Here is a 17,629-nt window from a genome sequence, read left to right on the forward strand (position 1 = left end):
CAAATGAGAGAGGATTCATCATGCTGATCTCCCAGATCCTTGACGACGCCGAGACCATCCGCGTCGTCGCCCGCAATGGCGGCAAGACCCGGATCATCAACGCTGCCCGCAGCGTCTATTCGCTGGCGATGGAGGCTGCCCGCACCGGCGTCGGCCTCGTCGCGCTGATCGAACGCAAGGGGCTCGGCGAGACGGTCGATCTCGAGGCGGCCTACAAGAAGGGGCGGCTGCTGTCGCCGATCAACCACCCCGATCCGGCGCATCTGCACCTGACCGGCACCGGACTGACGCATCTCGGCTCGGCCGCGACACGCGATTCCATGCACAAGAAGCTCAGTGCCGACGGCGAGGAGGAGCTAACCGATTCCATGAAGATGTTCCGCATGGGGCTGGAGGGCGGCAAGCCCGCGAAAGGCCAGATCGGCGTGCAGCCGGAATGGTTCTACAAGGGCAACGGTACGATGGCGGTGGCGCCAGGTGCCGCACTCCTGTCACCGGCTTTCGCCAAGGACGCCGGCGAAGAGCCGGAGGTGGCCGGCATCTATGTCATCGGTGATGACGGCGCGCCCTTCCGCGTCGGCTTCACGCTGTCGAACGAGTTCTCCGACCACGTCACAGAGCGCGTGAACTATCTGTTCCTCGCTCATTCCAAGCTGCGTAACGCCTCGTTCGGGCCGGAGATCCTGATCGGCGACCTGCCTCCCGACATCCGCGGCAGCTCGCGCATCCTGCGCGACAGCGAGGTGCTGTGGGAAAAGCCGTTCCTGTCCGGTGAAGCGAACATGTCGCACACCATCGCCAATCTCGAACACCATCATTTCAAATATGCGGCCTTCCGCCAGCCGGGCGACGTGCATGTGCATATGTTCGGTACGGCGACACTGTCCTTCGCCGACGGCATCAAGACCGAGGCCGGCGACGTGTTCGAGATCGAGGCCAAGGATTTCGGCCTGCCGCTGCGCAATCCGCTCGAGATCGAGCAACCGGTGAAGGTGGCGGTGAAGGCGCTTTGACAGCGTAATCTCCCCCCTTGTGGGGGAGATGGCCGGCAGGCCAGAGGGGGGCGCTGTCCCTCCGGCGTCTCAATCGACTAACTTTGACTGCAGGCTATTCCTGGCTGCTGGGAGGGAGAGGTCGCGATCCTTCGCGCCCCCCTCTGCCCTGCCGGGCATCTCCCCCGCGAGGGAGGAGATTGGCAACCTCAATAGATATCGAAGTCGAAATATTTGGCCTGGATCTTCTTATAGGTGCCGTCGGCGACGATCGCGTCGATGGCCGCGTTGAGCTTGTCGCGCAGTGCTGTGTCTTCCAGGCGCACAGCAATGCCTGCTTGCGTTTCCGTACCCTTGACGTCGCCGACCAGTTTGCAGCAGCCGTCGCTTGCCTTCTTCAGCCAGTCCATCAGCACGAACTTGTCCGAGATAACGGCATCAAGACGGCCGTTGGTCAGGTCGGTGATCGCCTCTTCCTGGGTCGGGTAGAGTTTTGCCTCGGCGCCCGCCTTGCCATAGGCATTCTGGGCATAGTCGGCCTGCGTGGTCGAAGCCTGGGCGCCGACCGTCTTGCCGGCAAGGGCTGCCGGTTCGGTCGAGGTGAGATCGCTGTCCTTCGGCGCCACCAGCGCAAGCGGCGTCGTGTAGTATTTGTTGGTGAAGGCGACCTGTTTCTTGCGTTCCTCGGTGATGCTCATGGAAGCGATAATGGCATCGAATTTCTTGGCCTGCAGGGCGGGAATGATGCCGTCCCAGTCCTGGGTGACGATTTCACATTCGACCTTCATCTGCGCGCACAGCGCATTGGCGATGTCGATATCGAAGCCTTCGACTTTGCCGTCCGCTGTGATGGTGTTGAACGGCGGATAGGCGCCCTCGGTGCCGATCTTGATCTTCTCCTGCGCCTGCGACAGCGACCCGGCCGCCAGCACCAGCATGGCAGCACCTGCTGCCGATATGATCCATTTCGAAATCTGCATTTTCTTGGTTCCCCTTGAACGCCGCCAGCTTGACGACCAGCAAGGCAGCCAAGCATGGCGCGCCGGTACAGGCAAGTATTTTGCCTGACGGTATAGGCGCTCAGCGCGCGGCGCGGAAATGCTTTGACAGCTTCAGGCCTTGAGCCTGGTAGTTGGAGCCGAGATCCGTACCGTAGAGTGCCTGCGGCCGCTTCAGCATGTGCTCGTAGACCAGCCGGCCGACGATCTGGCCATGGTCGAGGATGAACGGCACTTCGTGGCTGCGCACTTCCAGCACCGCCCGACTGCCGGTGCCACCGGACGCCGAGTGGCCAAAGCCCGGATCGAAGAAGCCGGCATAGTGGACGCGGAACTCGCCGACCAGCGGATCGAAGGGCGTCATCTCGGCGGCGTAGAGCGGCGGCACATGCACCGCCTCCTGGCTGACGAGGATGTAGAACTCGTCGGGGTCGAGCACCAGCTCGCCGGCGCCGCTTTTGTGGATCGGCTCCCAGAAGTCGACGACCTCCTGTGCCGCGCGCTTGTCGACATCGACGAGGCCGGTGTGATGCTTACCGCGGTAGCCGACCAGGCCGTTTTGATCGCCGTTGAGGTCGATCGACAGCGCGATGCCGCCGCCGGAAATGTTCGGCGGCTCGGTGGCGACCAGCATCTGCGCGCGATGCAATTCATGCAGCTCGGCTTCCGAGAGCAGCGCATTGCCGGTGCGGAAACGGATCTGCGACAGCCGCGAGCCGGTGCGGACGACGATCGGGAAGGTGCGCGGGCTGACCTCCAGATAGAGCGGGCCATGATAGCCGGCGGCGATCTTGTCGAACTCGTGACCGCGATCGGTCATGACACGGGTGAAGATATCGAGCCGCCCGGTCGAACTCTTCGGATTGGCCGAGGCCGAAATGTCTGCCGGCAATGCCAGGCTTTCAAGCAAGGGCACGATGTAGACGCAGCCGGTCTCCAGCACCGCGCCGTCGGCAAGATTGATCTCGTGCAGCTTCAGCCGATCGAGCTTTTCCGAAACCTTGTGGTTGGGACCGGGCAGGAAGGAGGCACGCACCCGCCAGGCCTTGTCGCCGAGCCTGAGATCAAGACTGGCCGGCTGGATCTGGTCGGCGTCAAGCGCGCGCGCCGACTTCAGCGCGCCGGACTGGAACAGCGCTGAGATGTCCTGATCGGGAAGAATGCCTGTCTGCCGCAAAGCTGGCTCCGCTCCAAGACCGGACGATTTTCTTGTCGCAGGTTCTTGCCGCAAAACCGTGGAACACCCTCTGGTCAAGCCCGAGGGCAGGCTTTTGCGGAACCTGCTTGGTACAAACCTCTTAATGAAGCCGGCAATTGACGCAAGCGTGGCGCGGGTCTAAAGGGTCGTTATCCCGTGGTGATTTGGCCGGTCGGCTTGCAGCCACGTTAAACAAGTCGCTAAAGGACCGTCGGGCCGCAAGGCCGTATGGACCGGTTGCGACTTTCGCGGCCGGTTTTTTTGTGTCTGGAAGAAGAGCGATGAGCACCAAGAAGCGCAACTGGAAGCCTCAGACAGCACTCGTGCATAGCGGAACGCTGCGTTCCGGTTTCGGCGAAACGTCGGAAGCGATTTACCTCACCCAGGGCTATGTCTACGAAACGGCGCAGGCCGCCGAAGCCCGCTTCAAGGGTGAGGAGCCGGGCTTCATCTATTCGCGCTACGCCAATCCGACCGTCGACATGTTCGAAAAACGCATGTGCGCGCTCGAAGGTGCCGAAGACGCCCGCGCCACCGCCTCCGGCATGGCCGCGGTGACGGCAGCGCTCCTGTGCAGCGCCAAGGCCGGCGACCATATCGTGGCGGCGCGCGCGTTGTTCGGTTCCTGCCGCTGGGTGGTCGAGACGCTGGCCCCGAGATACGGCATCGAGGCGACGCTGGTCGACGGCACCGACATCGCCAACTGGGAAAAGGCGGTCAAGCCGAACACCAAGCTGTTCTTCCTGGAGAGCCCGACCAATCCGACGCTGGAAGTGGTCGACATCGCCGCCGTCGCTTCGCTTGCCAATTCGATCGGGGCGCGGCTGATCGTCGACAATGTCTTCGCCACGCCGCTGCAGCAGAAGCCGCTGCAGCTCGGTGCGCATATCGTCGTCTATTCGGCGACCAAGCACATCGATGGCCAGGGGCGCTGCCTCGGCGGCGTCATCCTGTCGGACAAGAAGTGGATCGACGAGAACCTGCACGATTATTTCCGCCATACCGGACCAAGCCTGTCGCCCTTCAACGCCTGGACGCTGCTGAAGGGCCTGGAAACGCTGCCGCTGCGGGTGCGCCAGCAGACGGAAAGCGCAAGCAAGATCGCGGATTTCCTGGCCGAGCGGCCGGAAATCGCCCGTGTCATCTATCCCGGCCGCGCCGACCACCCGCAGGCCGATATCGTCAAGAAGCAGATGTCGGGCGGCTCGACGCTGATCTGCCTCGACGTCAAGGGCGGCAAGCAGGCGGCCTTCGCCTTGCAGAATGCGCTCGACATCGTGCTGATCTCCAACAATCTCGGCGATGCCAAGAGCCTGATCACCCACCCGGCGACGACGACGCACAAGAATCTGAGTGACGAGGCGCGCGCCGAGCTCGGCATCGGACCGGGCACGCTCAGACTGTCGGTCGGCCTGGAAGACACCGACGATCTGCTAGAGGATATCGCACAGGCGCTGAAGGCCAAATAAGAGGGCTTTCAGGCGCCGGACGGCGTCTCTTCCAGCTCGGCCGCCTTGGTGCCGATGGTCATCGCATTGCCGCGCCAGTCGACGGCGCCGCCGAGCCAGCCGCGCGCCCACATCGCCGGCAGGATCAGGTCGCGCGCCATGATCGCGGCAACCATGCGTGGCGACAGGTACCAGCCCTTGGACCAGGCCAGGGCGCACTCGGGAAGATAGAAGGCGGCCAATACGGCAATTGCGGTTGCCCAGAGGCTGACACCGGCACTTGCCGCCGCAATCAGCGCGAGCACCAGCGGCACCACCGCGCCAGTCAGGATCTCGGGTGCGAAGAACAGCGGGAAGGTGACGCGGCGCAGGCGCGCCCAGCGGGCCTGACGCGACCAGATCTCGTCAAACGTGCGCCGGCCAAGCGGCTGCTCGAAGGGCGCGGCGACGAGATTGACTCGCAGGCCGAGGCCATTGACCAGCTTGGTCGCGGCGGCATCCTCGGCGATCTCGGCGGCCAGCGCGCGGATGCCGCCATTGGCGTCGAGCATCGGCTTGTTCCAGAGCATGCTCTTGCCCTGGGCAAAGCCAAGGCCAAGCGCCTCGCCGGCATATTGCCAGCGCGCCTGCAGCGTGTTGAGGAAAGCGCATTCGACCTCGGCCCAGAAACCGGCCGGCCGCGAGCCTATCGGCGTCGAGCAGACAAGGCCGGTATCCGGCCGCCATGCAGCCATCAGGTGTTGGACGTAGTCTCTCGGCATCAACACGTTGGAATCGGCCAGGACAACCCAGTCGTGCCGCGCGGCTTCCCAGCCCTTGACGCAATTGTTGAGTTTCGGATTGGCGCTGATGCGATCGTCGCCGATCAGAAGCCGGGCCGGCACCTTTGGAAACCGGGCAATTGCCCTGTTTATCACTTTGATCACCGGATCGTCGGCATGGGCAACGCAGAAGATCAGCTCGTAGTGCGGCCAGTCGAGCGAGAAGGCACGCTCCAGCGTCTCGTGCGTGAACGGCTCGACGCCACGCGACGGCACGACGATCGACACCGGCAGCGGCTTGCCGGCCGGCGGCGCGACAATGCGGCGCCGTTTCAGACGCGAGGCGGCAAGCACGATGCTGGCGAGATTTGAGAGGATAAGGGCAGTCGAAAGCGTGGCGGCTATGAGAGTGAGTTCCATCGAGATCCGGTCACTCCAGAAAACCGGTCCGCCAGAACAATCTGGCTGGCAGGACGACCGATTTCAACAGTTCGACAGAGCGCCCGAGTCGCGCGGCACTGATCGGCGCACACCATCATTGTCATGTGTCACTTAAATGACATTCTTTGCCGCCACCTGCCATTCAGTCGGCAATGAAAGGACGCGCACCGTTGACCAGCCTGCAAGGAGCGCCGAAAGTTACCGGATTGTTTTGGAGCCGCTTATGTACAGCGCCGTCACGCGCAACATCGAAGTGCAGGTCAGGCCGTTCTATCTGGAGGACCGCTCGGATCCCTCGGAGAACCGCTATGTCTGGGGCTATCAGATAACGATCGACAATCAGTCGGACGATTTCGTTCAGCTGTTGTCGCGCTATTGGCACATCACCGACGGCACCGGCCGAGTGGAGGAGGTACGCGGCCCCGGCGTCGTCGGCGACCAGCCCGAACTCAATCCCGGCGACAGCTACCAGTACACGTCCGGTTGTCCGCTTTCGACACCGTCCGGCATCATGGTCGGGCACTACACGATGCGCAACAAGCGGGGCGAGACGTTCGACATCGCCATCCCCGCCTTCTCACTCGACCTGCCGGGGACGCGGCGGACGGTGAATTAGCGTCTTTCTCCCCGTTCTACGGGGAGAAATGCCCGGCAGGGCAATGAGGGGCGGCGCCGGACTGATAAGATTGTCTTCCATGCGCGACAACGTCTGAGTGGACACGCATGGCCATTTGCCAAAGTGCGCGCTGCCCCTTGTATCTGCACAGGGATGATTTTGTGCGATGGAAGCGACTGAGCCTCGGGCTGGATGGCCGTCCGGCCCGAGGCTTGGCGAAGTCGCCCGTTACCCCTGCGGCTACAACCGTGGATGAGCCTGGGATCTTCGCCTTCGTCACGCACGACCGAATAGTCGCTTGGCTCCAATCGCACGCACAAGGCAGGTTACCGTGAACAAGACCCTCTGTGGAATAGATATTTCGAAAGACTGGCTCGACGTCCATATCGAGCCGATCGGAACGGCAGGCCGTTTCGCCAACGATGCGGGAGGCATCGCCGATCTGGCCGCCTGGTGTCAGGCCAATGACGTCGAACTCGTCGTCATGGAGGCCAGTGGCGGCTACGAACGGTTGGCCTTCCTGCTGTTGTGGGAGATGGGGCAACCCTGCGGCATGGCCAATGCGAGGAGCGTTCGCTACTTCGCCGAGGCGATGGGGTATCTGGAGAAGACCGACAGGATCGATGCCGCCGTCATCGCCCGTTACGGGCAGGTCAAGCGGTTGCAGCCGACGCCGCCGCCGAGCGTGGCCCAGCAACGGCTCAAGGCGCTGGTCGCCCGGCTTTCCCAGGTCACCGGCGACCTCACCATCCAGAAGCAGCGCCGTAGCGCGGCTCGCGATGCCGAGACCATCATCAGCCTCGACGAGGTCATTGCTCTGCTCAAGCGCCAGAGCCGCCGGCTCGAAGGCGAGATCGCCTCGCTGATCGACGACGATCCCTTGTGGGCCTGTCTCGACCAGGCCTTCCGATCGCTCAAGGGCGTCGCCTCGCGCACCGTGGCCCGCCTCATGGCCGAACTGCCCGAGATCGGCATCCTCTCCAACAAAGCCATCGCCAAGCTCGCGGGCCTCGCGCCGATCGCCAATGATAGTGGCAAGCGCAGTGGCCGCCGGTCGGTGCGCGGTGGTCGCGAAGGCCCGCGCTCCATCCTCTTCCTCGTTGCCCGCACCGTCGCCAGATACGATCCTCACCTTGCTGCCTTCCATCAACGGTTGCAGGGCGCGGGAAAGGAGAAGATGGTCATCCGCATCGCGCTCGCCCGCAAGCTGCTCGTCATTCTCAATGCAAAAGCACGCGACGCGCGCATCGATTTCGCAAATGCAACTTGACACCCCAGATAGTCGCTCATCCGCCCTTCGGGCACCTTCTCCCCGTGAACGGCAGGGCTATCGCATATGAGTGATGGCCTGGATGAGATAGTCGTCATTCCACGCGCATTTTTTGATACGGTGGCTGATGGGGACTTTGTCGATGTCGGCGGCCTGAAGGATATTTCTGGCGATGCGGTTTAGGAGCGCGGTGTTGGCAGGGGCGTTGTCCTTGCGGGCACGGCTGAGGTCCTCGCGCAGATGAACGTCGAGCATCCAATGCAGCCCGTTCTCGATCTGCCAATGGGCTCTGGTGAGATCGATCGCCTGCTGCGGGGACAGCAGCGTTGAGGCCATGAACAGGCGCGTCAGCGGCTTGGCCTGATCGCGCCGGCTGGTGATGCGGATGAAGGCCTTGTGCCCAGGCATCAGCGGGTCGGGCGCCGCCACGACTTCTGCCTGCCGCCATTCGTTGCGGCCATGGCTGGTCTCGGTCCGCTCAGTGACGGCGGGAGTGGTCTGGGCCAGTTGTTGTTTGGCCCGAGCCAACCAATGCCGGCGGTTTCCCTTGAGCGTGAGCAGATAGTCGCCGCCGCGCTGAATGATGGCCTTGGCCATGCGCGTGTGGCAATGAAGCGCATCGGCCGTGACCAATCGACCAGTAAGATCAATGAGTTCGACGACCTTGAGGGCAGCCTCGACCTCATTGTCTCCATCGCCGGGCGAGGCCGCCGCCAAACACAGCCGCGTCTGGCTGGCAAAGGCTGACACCGTCAGGGGCGGGCTGGCCGCAAGGCCTTTCTCATAGGCCCGTCGCAGCGCCTTGCCATCAAGTGCGACCACACCCTGGCGTGCCTGGGCAAAGCCCGCGGCAAAGGCGGCGAACGCACGTCCGAAGGCCTCCGGATCGAGCAGGCGCAACAGCCGCGAGAAGGTGTCGTGGCTGGGCGCCTCCTCATAGTCGATCAAGCGCGACAGCGCCTGTTTGCGCTCTTGCGCGAACAACGAAAACTCCGTTGCGCTGGTCGCGCCACACAGGCTCGCAGCGATCATCATCACGATCAGGTCGCCAAGCCGGTGCGTGGCGTTGGCCGCGCGCGGATCAGGGACCGCGCCGAAATAGCTCTCAAGGCTAGAAATGGCAGTCACTCCTCAGTGGACTGCCTTCCCAAAGAATCCCTTCTCAAACCAACTTCAAGCTCAAAATCGCCATATGCGATTCCCCTGCCGTGAACGGGGAGAAGGAAGGACTTTACTGGGCAGCAAATTCCGCCGGGTCGAAGTCATATTGCTTCGAGCAGAATTCGCAGGCGACGTGGATGCCGCCGTCCTCGGTGCTGTCCTTGATCTCCTGCGCGGAAAAACCCTCGAGGATGCCGCGGATCTTGTCCCTGGAGCACGAGCACTGGTCGGCGACCGGAACGCCGCCGAAGACGCGCACGCCATGCTCGTGGAACAGCCTGTAGAGCAGCCGCTCGGCGCCGATCGTCGGGTCGATCAGTTCGGTCGGCTCGATGGTGCCGAGCAGCGCCAGCAACTCCTGCCAGGAATTGTCGGCCGGATCGTGGATCTCCTCGCGCGGATCGCCATCGCCACCCGGCAGATCCGGCACGCGCATGCGCTCGGGCGACTGCGGCAGGAACTGCGCCAGGATGCCACCGGCGCGCCACTGTTCGCGGGCGCCGCCGGGGCCGGGCGTCAAAAGCTTGGCCACCGACAGCCTGAGATCGGTCGGGATCTGCTCCGACTGACGGAAATAGGTGCGTGCCGCGTCTTCCAGCGTCTCGCCATCGAGCTGGACGATGCCCTGATAGCGCTGCGTATGAGCGCCCTGGTCGATGGTCAGCGCCAGCACGCCGCTGCCGAGCAGGGTCTGCTGCGACGTTTCGCCTGCCGCGACCAGCGCCTCCAGCCGGTCGGCATCGAAACGCGCATAGGCGCGCAATGCCGAGGGCGTGGAAAAATCCGCGACCAGCATGTCGACAGGCCCGTCGGTGCGGGTCTGCAGGATGAATTTGCCCTCGAACTTGAGCGAGGTGCCGAGCAGCACCGTCAGCACACAGGCCTCCGCCAGCAGGCGGGCGACCGGCTCGGGGTAATCGTGGCGGCTGAGGATGGCGTCGAGCATCGGACCGAGCTGGACGGTGCGGCCGCGCACATCGAGCGGGCCGACCTCGAACGGCACGACGTGGTCGTCGCCAGCGTAGCCGAATTCACCGAGTTTGGGGTGATGTTCAGTCACTTGATAGGTTTCCAACATGACAAAGCTCCAGGGCGCGGCCATGCCGCCCTGAGGGGCGCATGCGTCGAAACGCGCTTGATTTGCGTGATGGCCCGCAGATAGGCATCACACCTCCGGAGATCAAGCGCCGAGACACCAGGCGAGCACGGCCTTCTGGGCATGGAGCCTGTTCTCGGCTTCGTCGAAGACCACCGAATGCGGCCCGTCGATAACCTCGTCGGTCACTTCCTCGCCGCGATGCGCCGGCAGGCAGTGCATGAACAGCGCGTCCGGCTTGGCCCTGGCCATCAGCTTGGCGTTGACCTGGTAGGGCGAGAACACGTTGTGGCCGCGGGCGCGATGCTCCTGGCCCATCGACACCCAGCAATCGGTGACGATGCAGTCGGCCTGATCGACGGCTTCCTCGGGCGAGCGGGTGAAGTGCAGCTTGCCGCCATGCGCCTGCGACCAGTCGATATGCTTCTGCGCCGGCTCGCTGCCCTCGGGCACGGCGACGTTGAGGTTGAAGCGGAACCGGGCCGAGGCCTCGAGCAGCGAATGCAGCACATTGTTGCCGTCGCCGGTCCAGGCGATGGTCTTGCCGGCGACCGGACCGCGATGCTCCTCGAAGGTCATGATATCGGCCATCAGCTGGCAGGGATGGGTGTCGTCGGTCAGTCCGTTGATCACCGGCACGGTGGCGTTCTCGGTCAGCTCCAGCAGCCGCTCATGCGAGGTGGTGCGGATCATGATCGCGTCGACATAACGCGACAGCACCTTGGCGGTGTCGGCGATGGTCTCGGAACGGCCGAGCTGCATCTCGGTGCCGGTCAGCATGATGGTTTCGCCGCCAAGCTGGCGCATGCCGACGTCGAAGGACACACGCGTGCGCGTCGACGGCTTGTCGAAGATCATCGCCAGCACCTTGCCTTCAAGCGGCTTGGTCCGCTCGCCGGCCTTGAGGCGAGCCTTTCGCACCACTGCATCGTCCAGCATGAAGCGCAGATCGCCTTCGGAGACGGCGGAAAGATCTGTGAAATGGCGAACTGACATCAGCAATGGTTCCGGGATTACTTCGCGGCGGCGGAGGCGATCGCCTCCGCCAGGCCCTTGGCGCCGGCGCGGATGCGGTTGAGCGCGTCGTGGATCTCGGCATCGGTAACGGTTAGCGGCGGCAACAGGCGAATGACGTTGTCGCCGGCCGGAACCGTCAGCAGGTGCTGGTCGCGCAATGCCATGTTCACCTTGGTGTTGGGCATGGCGCATTTGAGGCCGAGCATCAGCCCGGTGCCCCTGATGTCCTCGATGACTTCGGGAAACTCGTCGGCGACCGACGCGAGACCCTGCTTCATCAGCAGCGCCTTGCGCTGGACATCTTCGAGGAAGCCGTCTTCCAGCACGACATCGAGCACGGCGTTGCCGACAGCCATGGCCAACGGGTTGCCGCCGAACGTGGTGCCATGCACGCCTGCCGTCATGCCGACGGCCGCTTCATCCGTGGCAAGGCAGGCGCCCATCGGGAAGCCGCCGCCAATGCCCTTGGCGATCGCCATGATGTCTGGCGTAACCCCTGACCATTCATGCGCGAACAGCTTACCGGTGCGGCCGATGCCGCACTGAACCTCGTCGAAGATCAACAGCAGGCCGTGCTGCTCGCACAATTGCCGCAGTCGCTTCAGCGATTGCGTCGGCACCGGACGGATACCGCCCTCGCCCTGCACCGGCTCGATCAGGATGGCGGCCGTCTCCGGTGTGATCGCCTTTTCGGCGGCGTCGATGTCGTCGAAACCGACCTGATCGAAACCTTCGACCTTGGGGCCGAAGCCTTCGAGATATTTGTACTGGCCGCCGGCCGCGATGGTCGCCAGCGTACGGCCATGGAAGGCGCCTTCGAAGGTGATGACGCGGAAGCGCTCCGGGTGTCCGTTGACGAACTGATAGCGGCGCGCCGTCTTGATTGCGCATTCCAGCGCCTCGGCGCCGGAATTGGTGAAGAACACCTTGTCGGCGAAAGTGGCATCGACCAGCCGCTCGCCGAGCCGGCTCTGCCCCGGGATCTCGTAGAGATTGGAAACATGCCAGAGCTTGGCGGCCTGCTCGGTGAGTGCGGCGACCAGATGCGGATGGCTGTGGCCGAGCGAGTTTACGGCGATGCCGCCGGCAAAATCGAGATATCGCTCGCCTTTGTCGGTAATCAGCCAGGTGCCTTCCCCGTGGTCGAAGGCCAGGGGTGCGCGAGCAAAGGTCTCGTAAAGCGCCGAACCGCTCATTATATGCGTCTCCGGTACCGGAAAATCAAAAAAGCCGCCAAAGCGGCGGCCTGTGCGGCTTATCGTGTTTTTCGGCCATGAAGTCAACGAAAACGTCGCGTAGTGGCGCGCGGCAAGCCCCCTGACGAGACGCCGGCTCATAAGCGACCGGGCAAGTTGGGGAAAACCGAAAAAACCGATTCGTGTTGCACTTGGGACTCTTGTCACCGAGTCAGCGCATAGAGTAGTTGTAGTCGAGAAATAACTAGATTTCGTGCGGCGGACCTAATCACCAGATATATGTGGTGTCTGCCCCGGCAAATGTTGCCGGGTCGGGAAAGGATTCCGATTGCCGCACGCTTAGAGGAGCGCGGTCTCATGAACTGGACTGACGAGCGGGTAGAACTCTTGAGGAAACTGTGGTCGGAGGGTCTGAGCGCAAGCCAGATTGCTGCACAGCTTGGAGGGGTCAGCCGCAACGCGGTCATCGGCAAGGTGCACCGGCTGAAACTGTCGGGCCGCGGACGTTCGACGGCCACGCCGGCACGCCAGAAGAAGGCGGCGCAAGGATCGACCGTTCAGAAATCGGTTTCACGCGCGGCAACCGCGGCACGCCATGTCACGACGTCGATCGGCGCGACGGCCTTGCAGACGCAGTTCGACGCCGAACCGGTGGCACGCCACTACATCCGCCCGGTCGAGAATGTCGTATTGCCGATCTCGCGGCACCTGCAACTCGTCGAGTTGACCGAACGGACCTGCAAATGGCCGAACGGCGATCCGCTGTCAGAGGACTTCCATTTCTGCGGCAACGATGCCGCCGAAACCGGACCTTACTGCAAATACCATGCCCGCGTGGCGTTCCAGCCGGCATCCGAGCGGCGGCGGAGCCGGTAGGCAAGGGAATAGGGGAGTAAGGCAGTAAGGCAGTATGTGTGCGGAAAGTCGCGCTCACGAATGCCATCCTACTGCCCTACTGCCCTACTGCCCTACTCTTCACAGCCACCCATTCTTGCGAAACCGCCAGTAGAGGAACGCGCAGATCAGTGCGATCGTGGCCAGCACCATCGGGTAGCCGTATTCCATCTTCAGTTCCGGCATGTCGCTGAAGTTCATGCCGTAGATGCCGGCGAACGCCGTCGGCACTGCCAGGATGGCGGCCCATGAGGCGAGCTTCTTGGAGATCGCCGTTTCCTGACTCTGGCCGACCAGAAGGCTGGCTTCGAAAGCGAATGCCAGCACCTCGCGCAGGCTGTCGATCTTCTCCTGCACGGTGCGGATGTGATCGGTGACGTCGCGAAACAGCGGGTGCATGGCCGTATGGATCTGCGGCAGGTCGGCGCTGGTCAGCCGTCGGCAGACTTCGACCAGCGGAAGGGCGGCATTGCGCAGGCGCAAGAGATCGCGGCGCAGCATATAGAGCCGCTCGATGTCGGGCCCGGTCATCGGCTTCAGCAGAACCCTGTCCTCGATCACCTCGACTTCGTCCTCGATCTGCTCGAGCACCGGCATGTAATTGTCGACGATGAAATCGAGAATGGCGTAGAGGACGAAATCCTCGCCCTTGGCCAGCGAATGCGGGCAGCTTTCCCAGTGCTGACGAACGGCGGCATAGGACGTCGAGGGACCGTGCCTGACGCTGACGATGTAGCCGCTGCCGACGAACAAATGGGTCTCGCCGAAGGTGACCCGGCCGTCGATCAGCTGCGCGGTGCGGGCGACGATGAACAGGGCATCGCCATATTGCTCGATCTTCGGCCGCTGGTGCGGGTGCTCGGCATCCTCGATCGCCAGCTCATGCAGGTGAAACTGCGCCTGGACGCGCAGCAACAGGTTGCGGTCGGGCTCAAGCAGGCCAATCCAGACGACATGACCGGATTTTTTTGCCCATTCGCCAGCTTCCTCGATAGGGATGTCGGCGATGCGGCGCCCGGCCGTGTAGACGCCGCAAGCGATAATGCCGGATGTCGGCGCAGACGCCGGGGTCAGGTTCCGAACATTTTCCATCACGACCTCCCGAAGCAAATCCACGGACGAGGATAGAGGCAAAGCGCGGAAAGCTTAGCGTAATTCGGGCGACGGTTCGAGAGGCGGCCGTTCACTTCACCGGCGGCGTCTCGGAAAGGCCGATCTTGTCGGTCTTGTCGCCCTTGGGTCGCTCGGCCGGCAACTGCTCGCCGGTGACGATGTAGTAGATGGTCTCGGCGATGTTGGTGGCGTGATCGCCGATACGCTCGATGTTCTTGGCGCAGAACAGCAGATGCGTGCAGGGCGTGATGTTGCGCGGATCTTCCATCATGTAGGTCAGCAATTCGCGAAACAGAGATGTGTACATGGCGTCGATCTGGTCGTCGCGGTCGCGCACGAAGCCGATTTTCTCCACCGAGCGAGACGCGTAGACGTCGAGCACTTCCTTGAGCTGGGTCAGCGCCAAGTTGGCCAGGGCCTCGAGGCCGCGGAACAGGCTGGTCGGCTGGCGTCCATCGGTGACGGCTACCACCCGCTTGGCAACGTTCTTGCCGAGGTCGCCGACCCGTTCGAGGTCGGCGGAGATGCGGATCGCGCCGACGATCTCGCGCAGATCCGTCGCCATCGGCTGGCGCTTGGCGATGATGATGATCGCCTTGTCGTCGATTTCGCGTTGCCCTTCATCCAGCACGGCATCATCGCGGATGACCTTCTGGGCAAGGCCGGGGTCGGCGTTGACGAGGGCGGCAACCGCCTGTTCGACCATGCGCTCGGCATGGCCGCCCATCGCCGCGATGCGCTTCGACAGATATTTGAGCTCCTCGTCATAGGCGCTCATAGTATGCACGGACTGCATGGTAAAATGCCTTCCCACGGGTGTTTTGACTTTGAGTCGTTTCCTCGAATCCCCGCTGATACGCTAGCCGGATGACAGAAAAAAGAAACGGTCTGGTGGAAAACTAGGGCGGTTTCAGTGCGTCGGCAAATGAACCGAGAAGGCGGCGCCCTGACCGACCTCGGACTTGATCGAAAGCCTGGCGTTGTGGCGCGTCAGGATATGCTTGACGATCGACAGGCCAAGGCCGGTGCCCTTCTGGGTCCGGCTGGTCTCGACATCGACGCGGTAGAAGCGCTCGGTGATGCGCGGAATGTGCTCTTCGGGAATGCCGGGGCCAAAATCCCGGATGGTCACATCGATGCCCGGCTCCGAGCCGGCATCGCTGTGCGCGATCGACACCACGACGCGCCCGCCTGACTGCCCGTATTTGCAGGCGTTTTCCAGAAGGTTCTCGAACACCTGGAAAAGCTCGTCGCGATCGCCTGGCACGTCGAGCGGCCCATCGGCATAGTCCCGCTCGATGGCAACGCTGTTTTCCCTGGCCAACGGTCCAAGCGAATCGATGACGCTGTCGACGGTCTCGCGCAGATCGACCTCGGTTCCAGGCTTCAGATACGGCTTCATCTCGAGCCGCGACAGCGACAGCAGATCGTCGATCAGACGCGCCATGCGACCGGTCTGGCTCTGCATGATCTGCAGGAACTGATCGCGCGCCGCCGGGTCGTTTCGGGCGGGCCCGCGCAGCGTTTCGATGAAGCCGGCGATAGAGGCGAGCGGCGTGCGCAGTTCGTGGCTGGCATTGGCGATGAAGTCGGCGCGCATGCGGTCGATCCTGCGCGCTTCGCTCTGGTCCTTGAACACCAGCACATAGAGATCGGTGGCGTGACCGACCGAGGACGCGCTCACCCGGTAAGCCCGTTCGACCGGCAGCTTTTCCGTATAATCGACGACATCGGAGGCGACGTCGCCCGACAGCACGCCGTCCAGCAGAGCCTGCATTTCCGGCGCCCGGAATTTCAGCGACAGCGACATGCCCGGCGCGATCCCACCGAAGGCGGCGAAAGCGGCGGCATTGGCATGCACGATGGTGGCGGTCCGGTCGAAGATGATCAGCGGATCGGCGACGGCGGCCGCAAGATATTCACCGGAGAGCCGCTGCAAGCCGATGGCCTCGATGGCGGCGCCGCTCTCGATGGATTGGCGCGCCCCGGCGGCCGGCAGCGTTGCCGCGGCAAGCAGCAAGAGCAGCGCCGCGAGGACGACATAGGCTGAACTCGCGGCCAAGGCATAAACAGCGACGACCGCGACGACGCCGGCCGCAAGCAGCCAGCGGCCGTTCCACAGCCGTGTGGCTATGGTCTGCGCGATGCCTCTCTGCTCTGCGTCCAGGTCAGCCATTCGCTCGCGGGCCCGCACCCCATGGGTTCGCACACGGCCGCACGGTGACGGAAACTTCCGCTGGGCCGGTTGCCGCATGACCCGAAAATCGGGAATCGATTTTCGGAAAGGATCATGCGCAAATTAAAGTGCTACAGCGTCCGTTGCGCGTCCAAACGGACGCGCGGCGCTGTAGTGGCTCCCAATAGCATGAGTCCGGAAGCTGGAAAGGGTTCGTCTTGATGAAAAAAGCCAAGGAAAGTTCTACCGCGCCGACTTCGGGGCCGCTGAAGATCAGGATCGACGGCAAGGAGCGGGAGTTCGACATCGAAAATCCCGTGCTTCCCGACTGGGTCGAGGACAACAAGCTGACCGCCGGCGGCTATCCCTACGACAAGAAGATGAAAAGCGACGAGTATGACGAAACGCTCGAGAAGTTGCAGATCGAGCTGGTCAAGGCGCAGGCCTGGCTGCAGTCGACCGGCAAACGGGTGATGGCGCTGTTCGAGGGCCGCGACGCTGCCGGCAAGGGCGGCACGATCTTCGTGGTGCGCCAGTACCTCAACCCGCGCACGGCACGCAATGTGGCGCTGACCAAGCCGACCCCGACCGAGCTGGGGCAATGGTACTACCAGCGCTATGTCGACCATTTCCCGACATCCGGCGAATTCGTCACCTTCGACCGATCCTGGTACAACCGTGCCGGCGTCGAGCCGGTGATGGGTTTCTGCACGGCGCAACAGCACGAGCAGTTTCTCGAGGAGACGCCGCATTTCGAGCGGATGATCTCCAACGAGGGCATCCACTTCTTCAAGTTCTGGCTGAACATCGGCCGGGAAACGCAGCTCGAGCGCTTTCACGACCGCCGCTACAGCCCGCTGAAGAGCTGGAAGTTCTCGCCCATCGACGTGGCCGGCATCACCAAATGGGACGATTACACAAAGGTGCGCGACACCATGTTCGAGCGCACCCACAAGGAATTCGCGCCGTGGATCATCGTGCGGGCCAATGACAAGCGGCGCGCGCGGCTGGCGGTCATGCGGCGCATCCTGTTGTCGCTGCCCTATGACGGGCGCGATCTCGACGTGATCGGCAAGGAAGACAAGAAGATCATCGGCGAAGGGCCGTCATTCCTGGGAAAACAGGACTGACGCTTTTTTGCGCCGCGCAGCCAAGGCCGCGCGGCGCGATATGGATACTTCTCCTAAAGCGCGTCGCGTCGAAACGGATTCATGCGCCGCTCTTTAGGTCCTTGTTTCCATGCATGTCGTTG

The 17,629-nt window shown here is 63.1% G+C and carries 16 protein-coding genes and 1 riboswitch; of the genes, 6 read left to right on the forward strand and 10 right to left on the reverse strand.

What is annotated here, in order from left to right; genetic code table 11:
• Positions 1 to 20 precede the first annotated feature (20 nt).
• Positions 21 to 1,013: an AraD1 family protein gene (gene araD1, locus ACZ89F_RS27640; RefSeq protein ID WP_476095180.1), complete on the forward strand. Its 993-nt coding sequence runs from the start codon at positions 21 to 23 to the stop codon at positions 1,011 to 1,013.
• 188 nt (positions 1,014 to 1,201) lie between these two features.
• On the opposite strand, the gene ACZ89F_RS27645 is transcribed toward araD1, so the two are convergent.
• Together ACZ89F_RS27645 and ACZ89F_RS27650 are read right to left on the reverse strand one after the other, a co-directional pair.
• Complete coding sequence (locus ACZ89F_RS27645) at positions 1,202 to 1,972, reverse strand: ABC transporter substrate-binding protein (protein ID WP_476095181.1); 771 nt, start codon at positions 1,970 to 1,972, stop codon at positions 1,202 to 1,204.
• A 100-nt stretch (positions 1,973 to 2,072) separates the two neighbouring features.
• Positions 2,073 to 3,167 (reverse strand): 2'-deoxycytidine 5'-triphosphate deaminase, encoded by a 1,095-nt coding sequence (locus tag ACZ89F_RS27650; RefSeq protein ID WP_476095182.1) that lies wholly within the window; start codon positions 3,165 to 3,167, stop codon positions 2,073 to 2,075.
• Between the two features lie 167 nt (positions 3,168 to 3,334).
• A riboswitch (SAM riboswitch) is annotated at positions 3,335 to 3,412 on the forward strand.
• Between the two features lie 57 nt (positions 3,413 to 3,469).
• On the opposite strand from ACZ89F_RS27650, the gene ACZ89F_RS27655 reads away from it, so the two are divergent.
• The gene (locus ACZ89F_RS27655; RefSeq protein WP_476095183.1) at positions 3,470 to 4,657 is read left to right on the forward strand and encodes an O-succinylhomoserine sulfhydrylase; all 1,188 of its coding nucleotides are present in this window, start codon (positions 3,470 to 3,472) and stop codon (positions 4,655 to 4,657) included.
• Between the two features lie 8 nt (positions 4,658 to 4,665).
• Here the strand turns inward: ACZ89F_RS27655 and ACZ89F_RS27660 are convergent, their stop codons facing one another.
• A complete protein-coding gene (locus tag ACZ89F_RS27660) occupies positions 4,666 to 5,817 on the reverse strand; it encodes a ceramide glucosyltransferase (protein WP_476095184.1) in 1,152 nt (383 codons plus the stop codon).
• Positions 5,818 to 6,061: 244 nt separating this feature from the next.
• On the opposite strand from ACZ89F_RS27660, the gene apaG reads away from it, so the two are divergent.
• Complete coding sequence (gene apaG, locus ACZ89F_RS27665; protein ID WP_013533640.1) at positions 6,062 to 6,454, forward strand: Co2+/Mg2+ efflux protein ApaG; 393 nt, start codon at positions 6,062 to 6,064, stop codon at positions 6,452 to 6,454.
• Positions 6,455 to 6,785: 331 nt separating this feature from the next.
• On the forward strand, positions 6,786 to 7,724 hold the full coding sequence (locus ACZ89F_RS27670) for an IS110 family RNA-guided transposase (protein ID WP_476091143.1): 939 nt from the start codon (positions 6,786 to 6,788) through the stop codon (positions 7,722 to 7,724).
• A gap of 57 nt (positions 7,725 to 7,781) precedes the next feature.
• Here ACZ89F_RS27670 and ACZ89F_RS27675 read toward each other — a convergent pair whose 3' ends face one another.
• From ACZ89F_RS27675 to ACZ89F_RS27690, 4 genes are all read right to left on the reverse strand, one after another.
• Entirely contained in the window at positions 7,782 to 8,852 is a 1,071-nt protein-coding gene (locus ACZ89F_RS27675; RefSeq protein WP_476091432.1) for an ISAs1 family transposase, read from the reverse strand.
• Positions 8,853 to 8,955: 103 nt separating this feature from the next.
• Positions 8,956 to 9,987, reverse strand: coding sequence for an Hsp33 family molecular chaperone (locus tag ACZ89F_RS27680; RefSeq protein ID WP_476095185.1), 1,032 nt, complete (start codon positions 9,985 to 9,987; stop codon positions 8,956 to 8,958).
• A 78-nt stretch (positions 9,988 to 10,065) separates the two neighbouring features.
• Positions 10,066 to 10,977 (reverse strand): ornithine carbamoyltransferase, encoded by a 912-nt coding sequence (gene argF, locus ACZ89F_RS27685; RefSeq protein WP_056588317.1) that lies wholly within the window; start codon positions 10,975 to 10,977, stop codon positions 10,066 to 10,068.
• Positions 10,978 to 10,994: 17 nt separating this feature from the next.
• Positions 10,995 to 12,194 (reverse strand): aspartate aminotransferase family protein, encoded by a 1,200-nt coding sequence (locus ACZ89F_RS27690; protein ID WP_183445516.1) that lies wholly within the window; start codon positions 12,192 to 12,194, stop codon positions 10,995 to 10,997.
• 357 nt (positions 12,195 to 12,551) lie between these two features.
• On the opposite strand from ACZ89F_RS27690, the gene ACZ89F_RS27695 reads away from it, so the two are divergent.
• Entirely contained in the window at positions 12,552 to 13,070 is a 519-nt protein-coding gene (locus ACZ89F_RS27695) for a GcrA family cell cycle regulator (RefSeq protein WP_476095186.1), read from the forward strand.
• Positions 13,071 to 13,169: 99 nt separating this feature from the next.
• On the opposite strand, the gene ACZ89F_RS27700 is transcribed toward ACZ89F_RS27695, so the two are convergent.
• The 3 genes from ACZ89F_RS27700 to ACZ89F_RS27710 all read right to left on the reverse strand — a co-directional run bounded on the left by ACZ89F_RS27700 (position 13,170) and on the right by ACZ89F_RS27710 (position 16,377).
• A complete protein-coding gene (locus tag ACZ89F_RS27700; protein WP_056588325.1) occupies positions 13,170 to 14,180 on the reverse strand; it encodes a magnesium and cobalt transport protein CorA in 1,011 nt (336 codons plus the stop codon).
• A gap of 91 nt (positions 14,181 to 14,271) precedes the next feature.
• Positions 14,272 to 14,997: a phosphate signaling complex protein PhoU gene (gene phoU, locus ACZ89F_RS27705; protein WP_476095187.1), complete on the reverse strand. Its 726-nt coding sequence runs from the start codon at positions 14,995 to 14,997 to the stop codon at positions 14,272 to 14,274.
• A 114-nt stretch (positions 14,998 to 15,111) separates the two neighbouring features.
• On the reverse strand, positions 15,112 to 16,377 hold the full coding sequence (locus ACZ89F_RS27710; protein ID WP_476095188.1) for an ATP-binding protein: 1,266 nt from the start codon (positions 16,375 to 16,377) through the stop codon (positions 15,112 to 15,114).
• A 221-nt stretch (positions 16,378 to 16,598) separates the two neighbouring features.
• On the opposite strand from ACZ89F_RS27710, the gene ppk2 reads away from it, so the two are divergent.
• Positions 16,599 to 17,507, forward strand: coding sequence for a polyphosphate kinase 2 (gene ppk2, locus ACZ89F_RS27715; protein ID WP_476095189.1), 909 nt, complete (start codon positions 16,599 to 16,601; stop codon positions 17,505 to 17,507).
• Positions 17,508 to 17,629 lie beyond the last annotated feature (122 nt).

Source organism: Mesorhizobium sp. USDA 3734 (assembly GCF_056279665.1).

Bases quoted from the DNA above. Each gene is read 5' to 3' on its own strand.
- araD1 (WP_476095180.1), top strand. From the start codon at position 21: ATGCTGATCTCCCAGATCCTTGACGACGCCGAGACCATCCGCGTCGTC.
- ACZ89F_RS27645 (WP_476095181.1), bottom strand. From the start codon at position 1,972: ATGCAGATTTCGAAATGGATCATATCGGCAGCAGGTGCTGCCATGCTG.
- ACZ89F_RS27655 (WP_476095183.1), top strand. From the start codon at position 3,470: ATGAGCACCAAGAAGCGCAACTGGAAGCCTCAGACAGCACTCGTGCAT.
- ACZ89F_RS27660 (WP_476095184.1), bottom strand. From the start codon at position 5,817: ATGGAACTCACTCTCATAGCCGCCACGCTTTCGACTGCCCTTATCCTC.
- apaG (WP_013533640.1), top strand. From the start codon at position 6,062: ATGTACAGCGCCGTCACGCGCAACATCGAAGTGCAGGTCAGGCCGTTC.
- ACZ89F_RS27680 (WP_476095185.1), bottom strand. From the start codon at position 9,987: ATGGCCGCGCCCTGGAGCTTTGTCATGTTGGAAACCTATCAAGTGACT.
- argF (WP_056588317.1), bottom strand. From the start codon at position 10,977: ATGTCAGTTCGCCATTTCACAGATCTTTCCGCCGTCTCCGAAGGCGAT.
- ACZ89F_RS27690 (WP_183445516.1), bottom strand. From the start codon at position 12,194: ATGAGCGGTTCGGCGCTTTACGAGACCTTTGCTCGCGCACCCCTGGCC.
- ACZ89F_RS27695 (WP_476095186.1), top strand. From the start codon at position 12,552: ATGAACTGGACTGACGAGCGGGTAGAACTCTTGAGGAAACTGTGGTCG.
- ACZ89F_RS27700 (WP_056588325.1), bottom strand. From the start codon at position 14,180: ATGGAAAATGTTCGGAACCTGACCCCGGCGTCTGCGCCGACATCCGGC.
- phoU (WP_476095187.1), bottom strand. From the start codon at position 14,997: ATGCAGTCCGTGCATACTATGAGCGCCTATGACGAGGAGCTCAAATAT.
- ACZ89F_RS27710 (WP_476095188.1), bottom strand. From the start codon at position 16,377: ATGGCTGACCTGGACGCAGAGCAGAGAGGCATCGCGCAGACCATAGCC.
- ppk2 (WP_476095189.1), top strand. From the start codon at position 16,599: ATGAAAAAAGCCAAGGAAAGTTCTACCGCGCCGACTTCGGGGCCGCTG.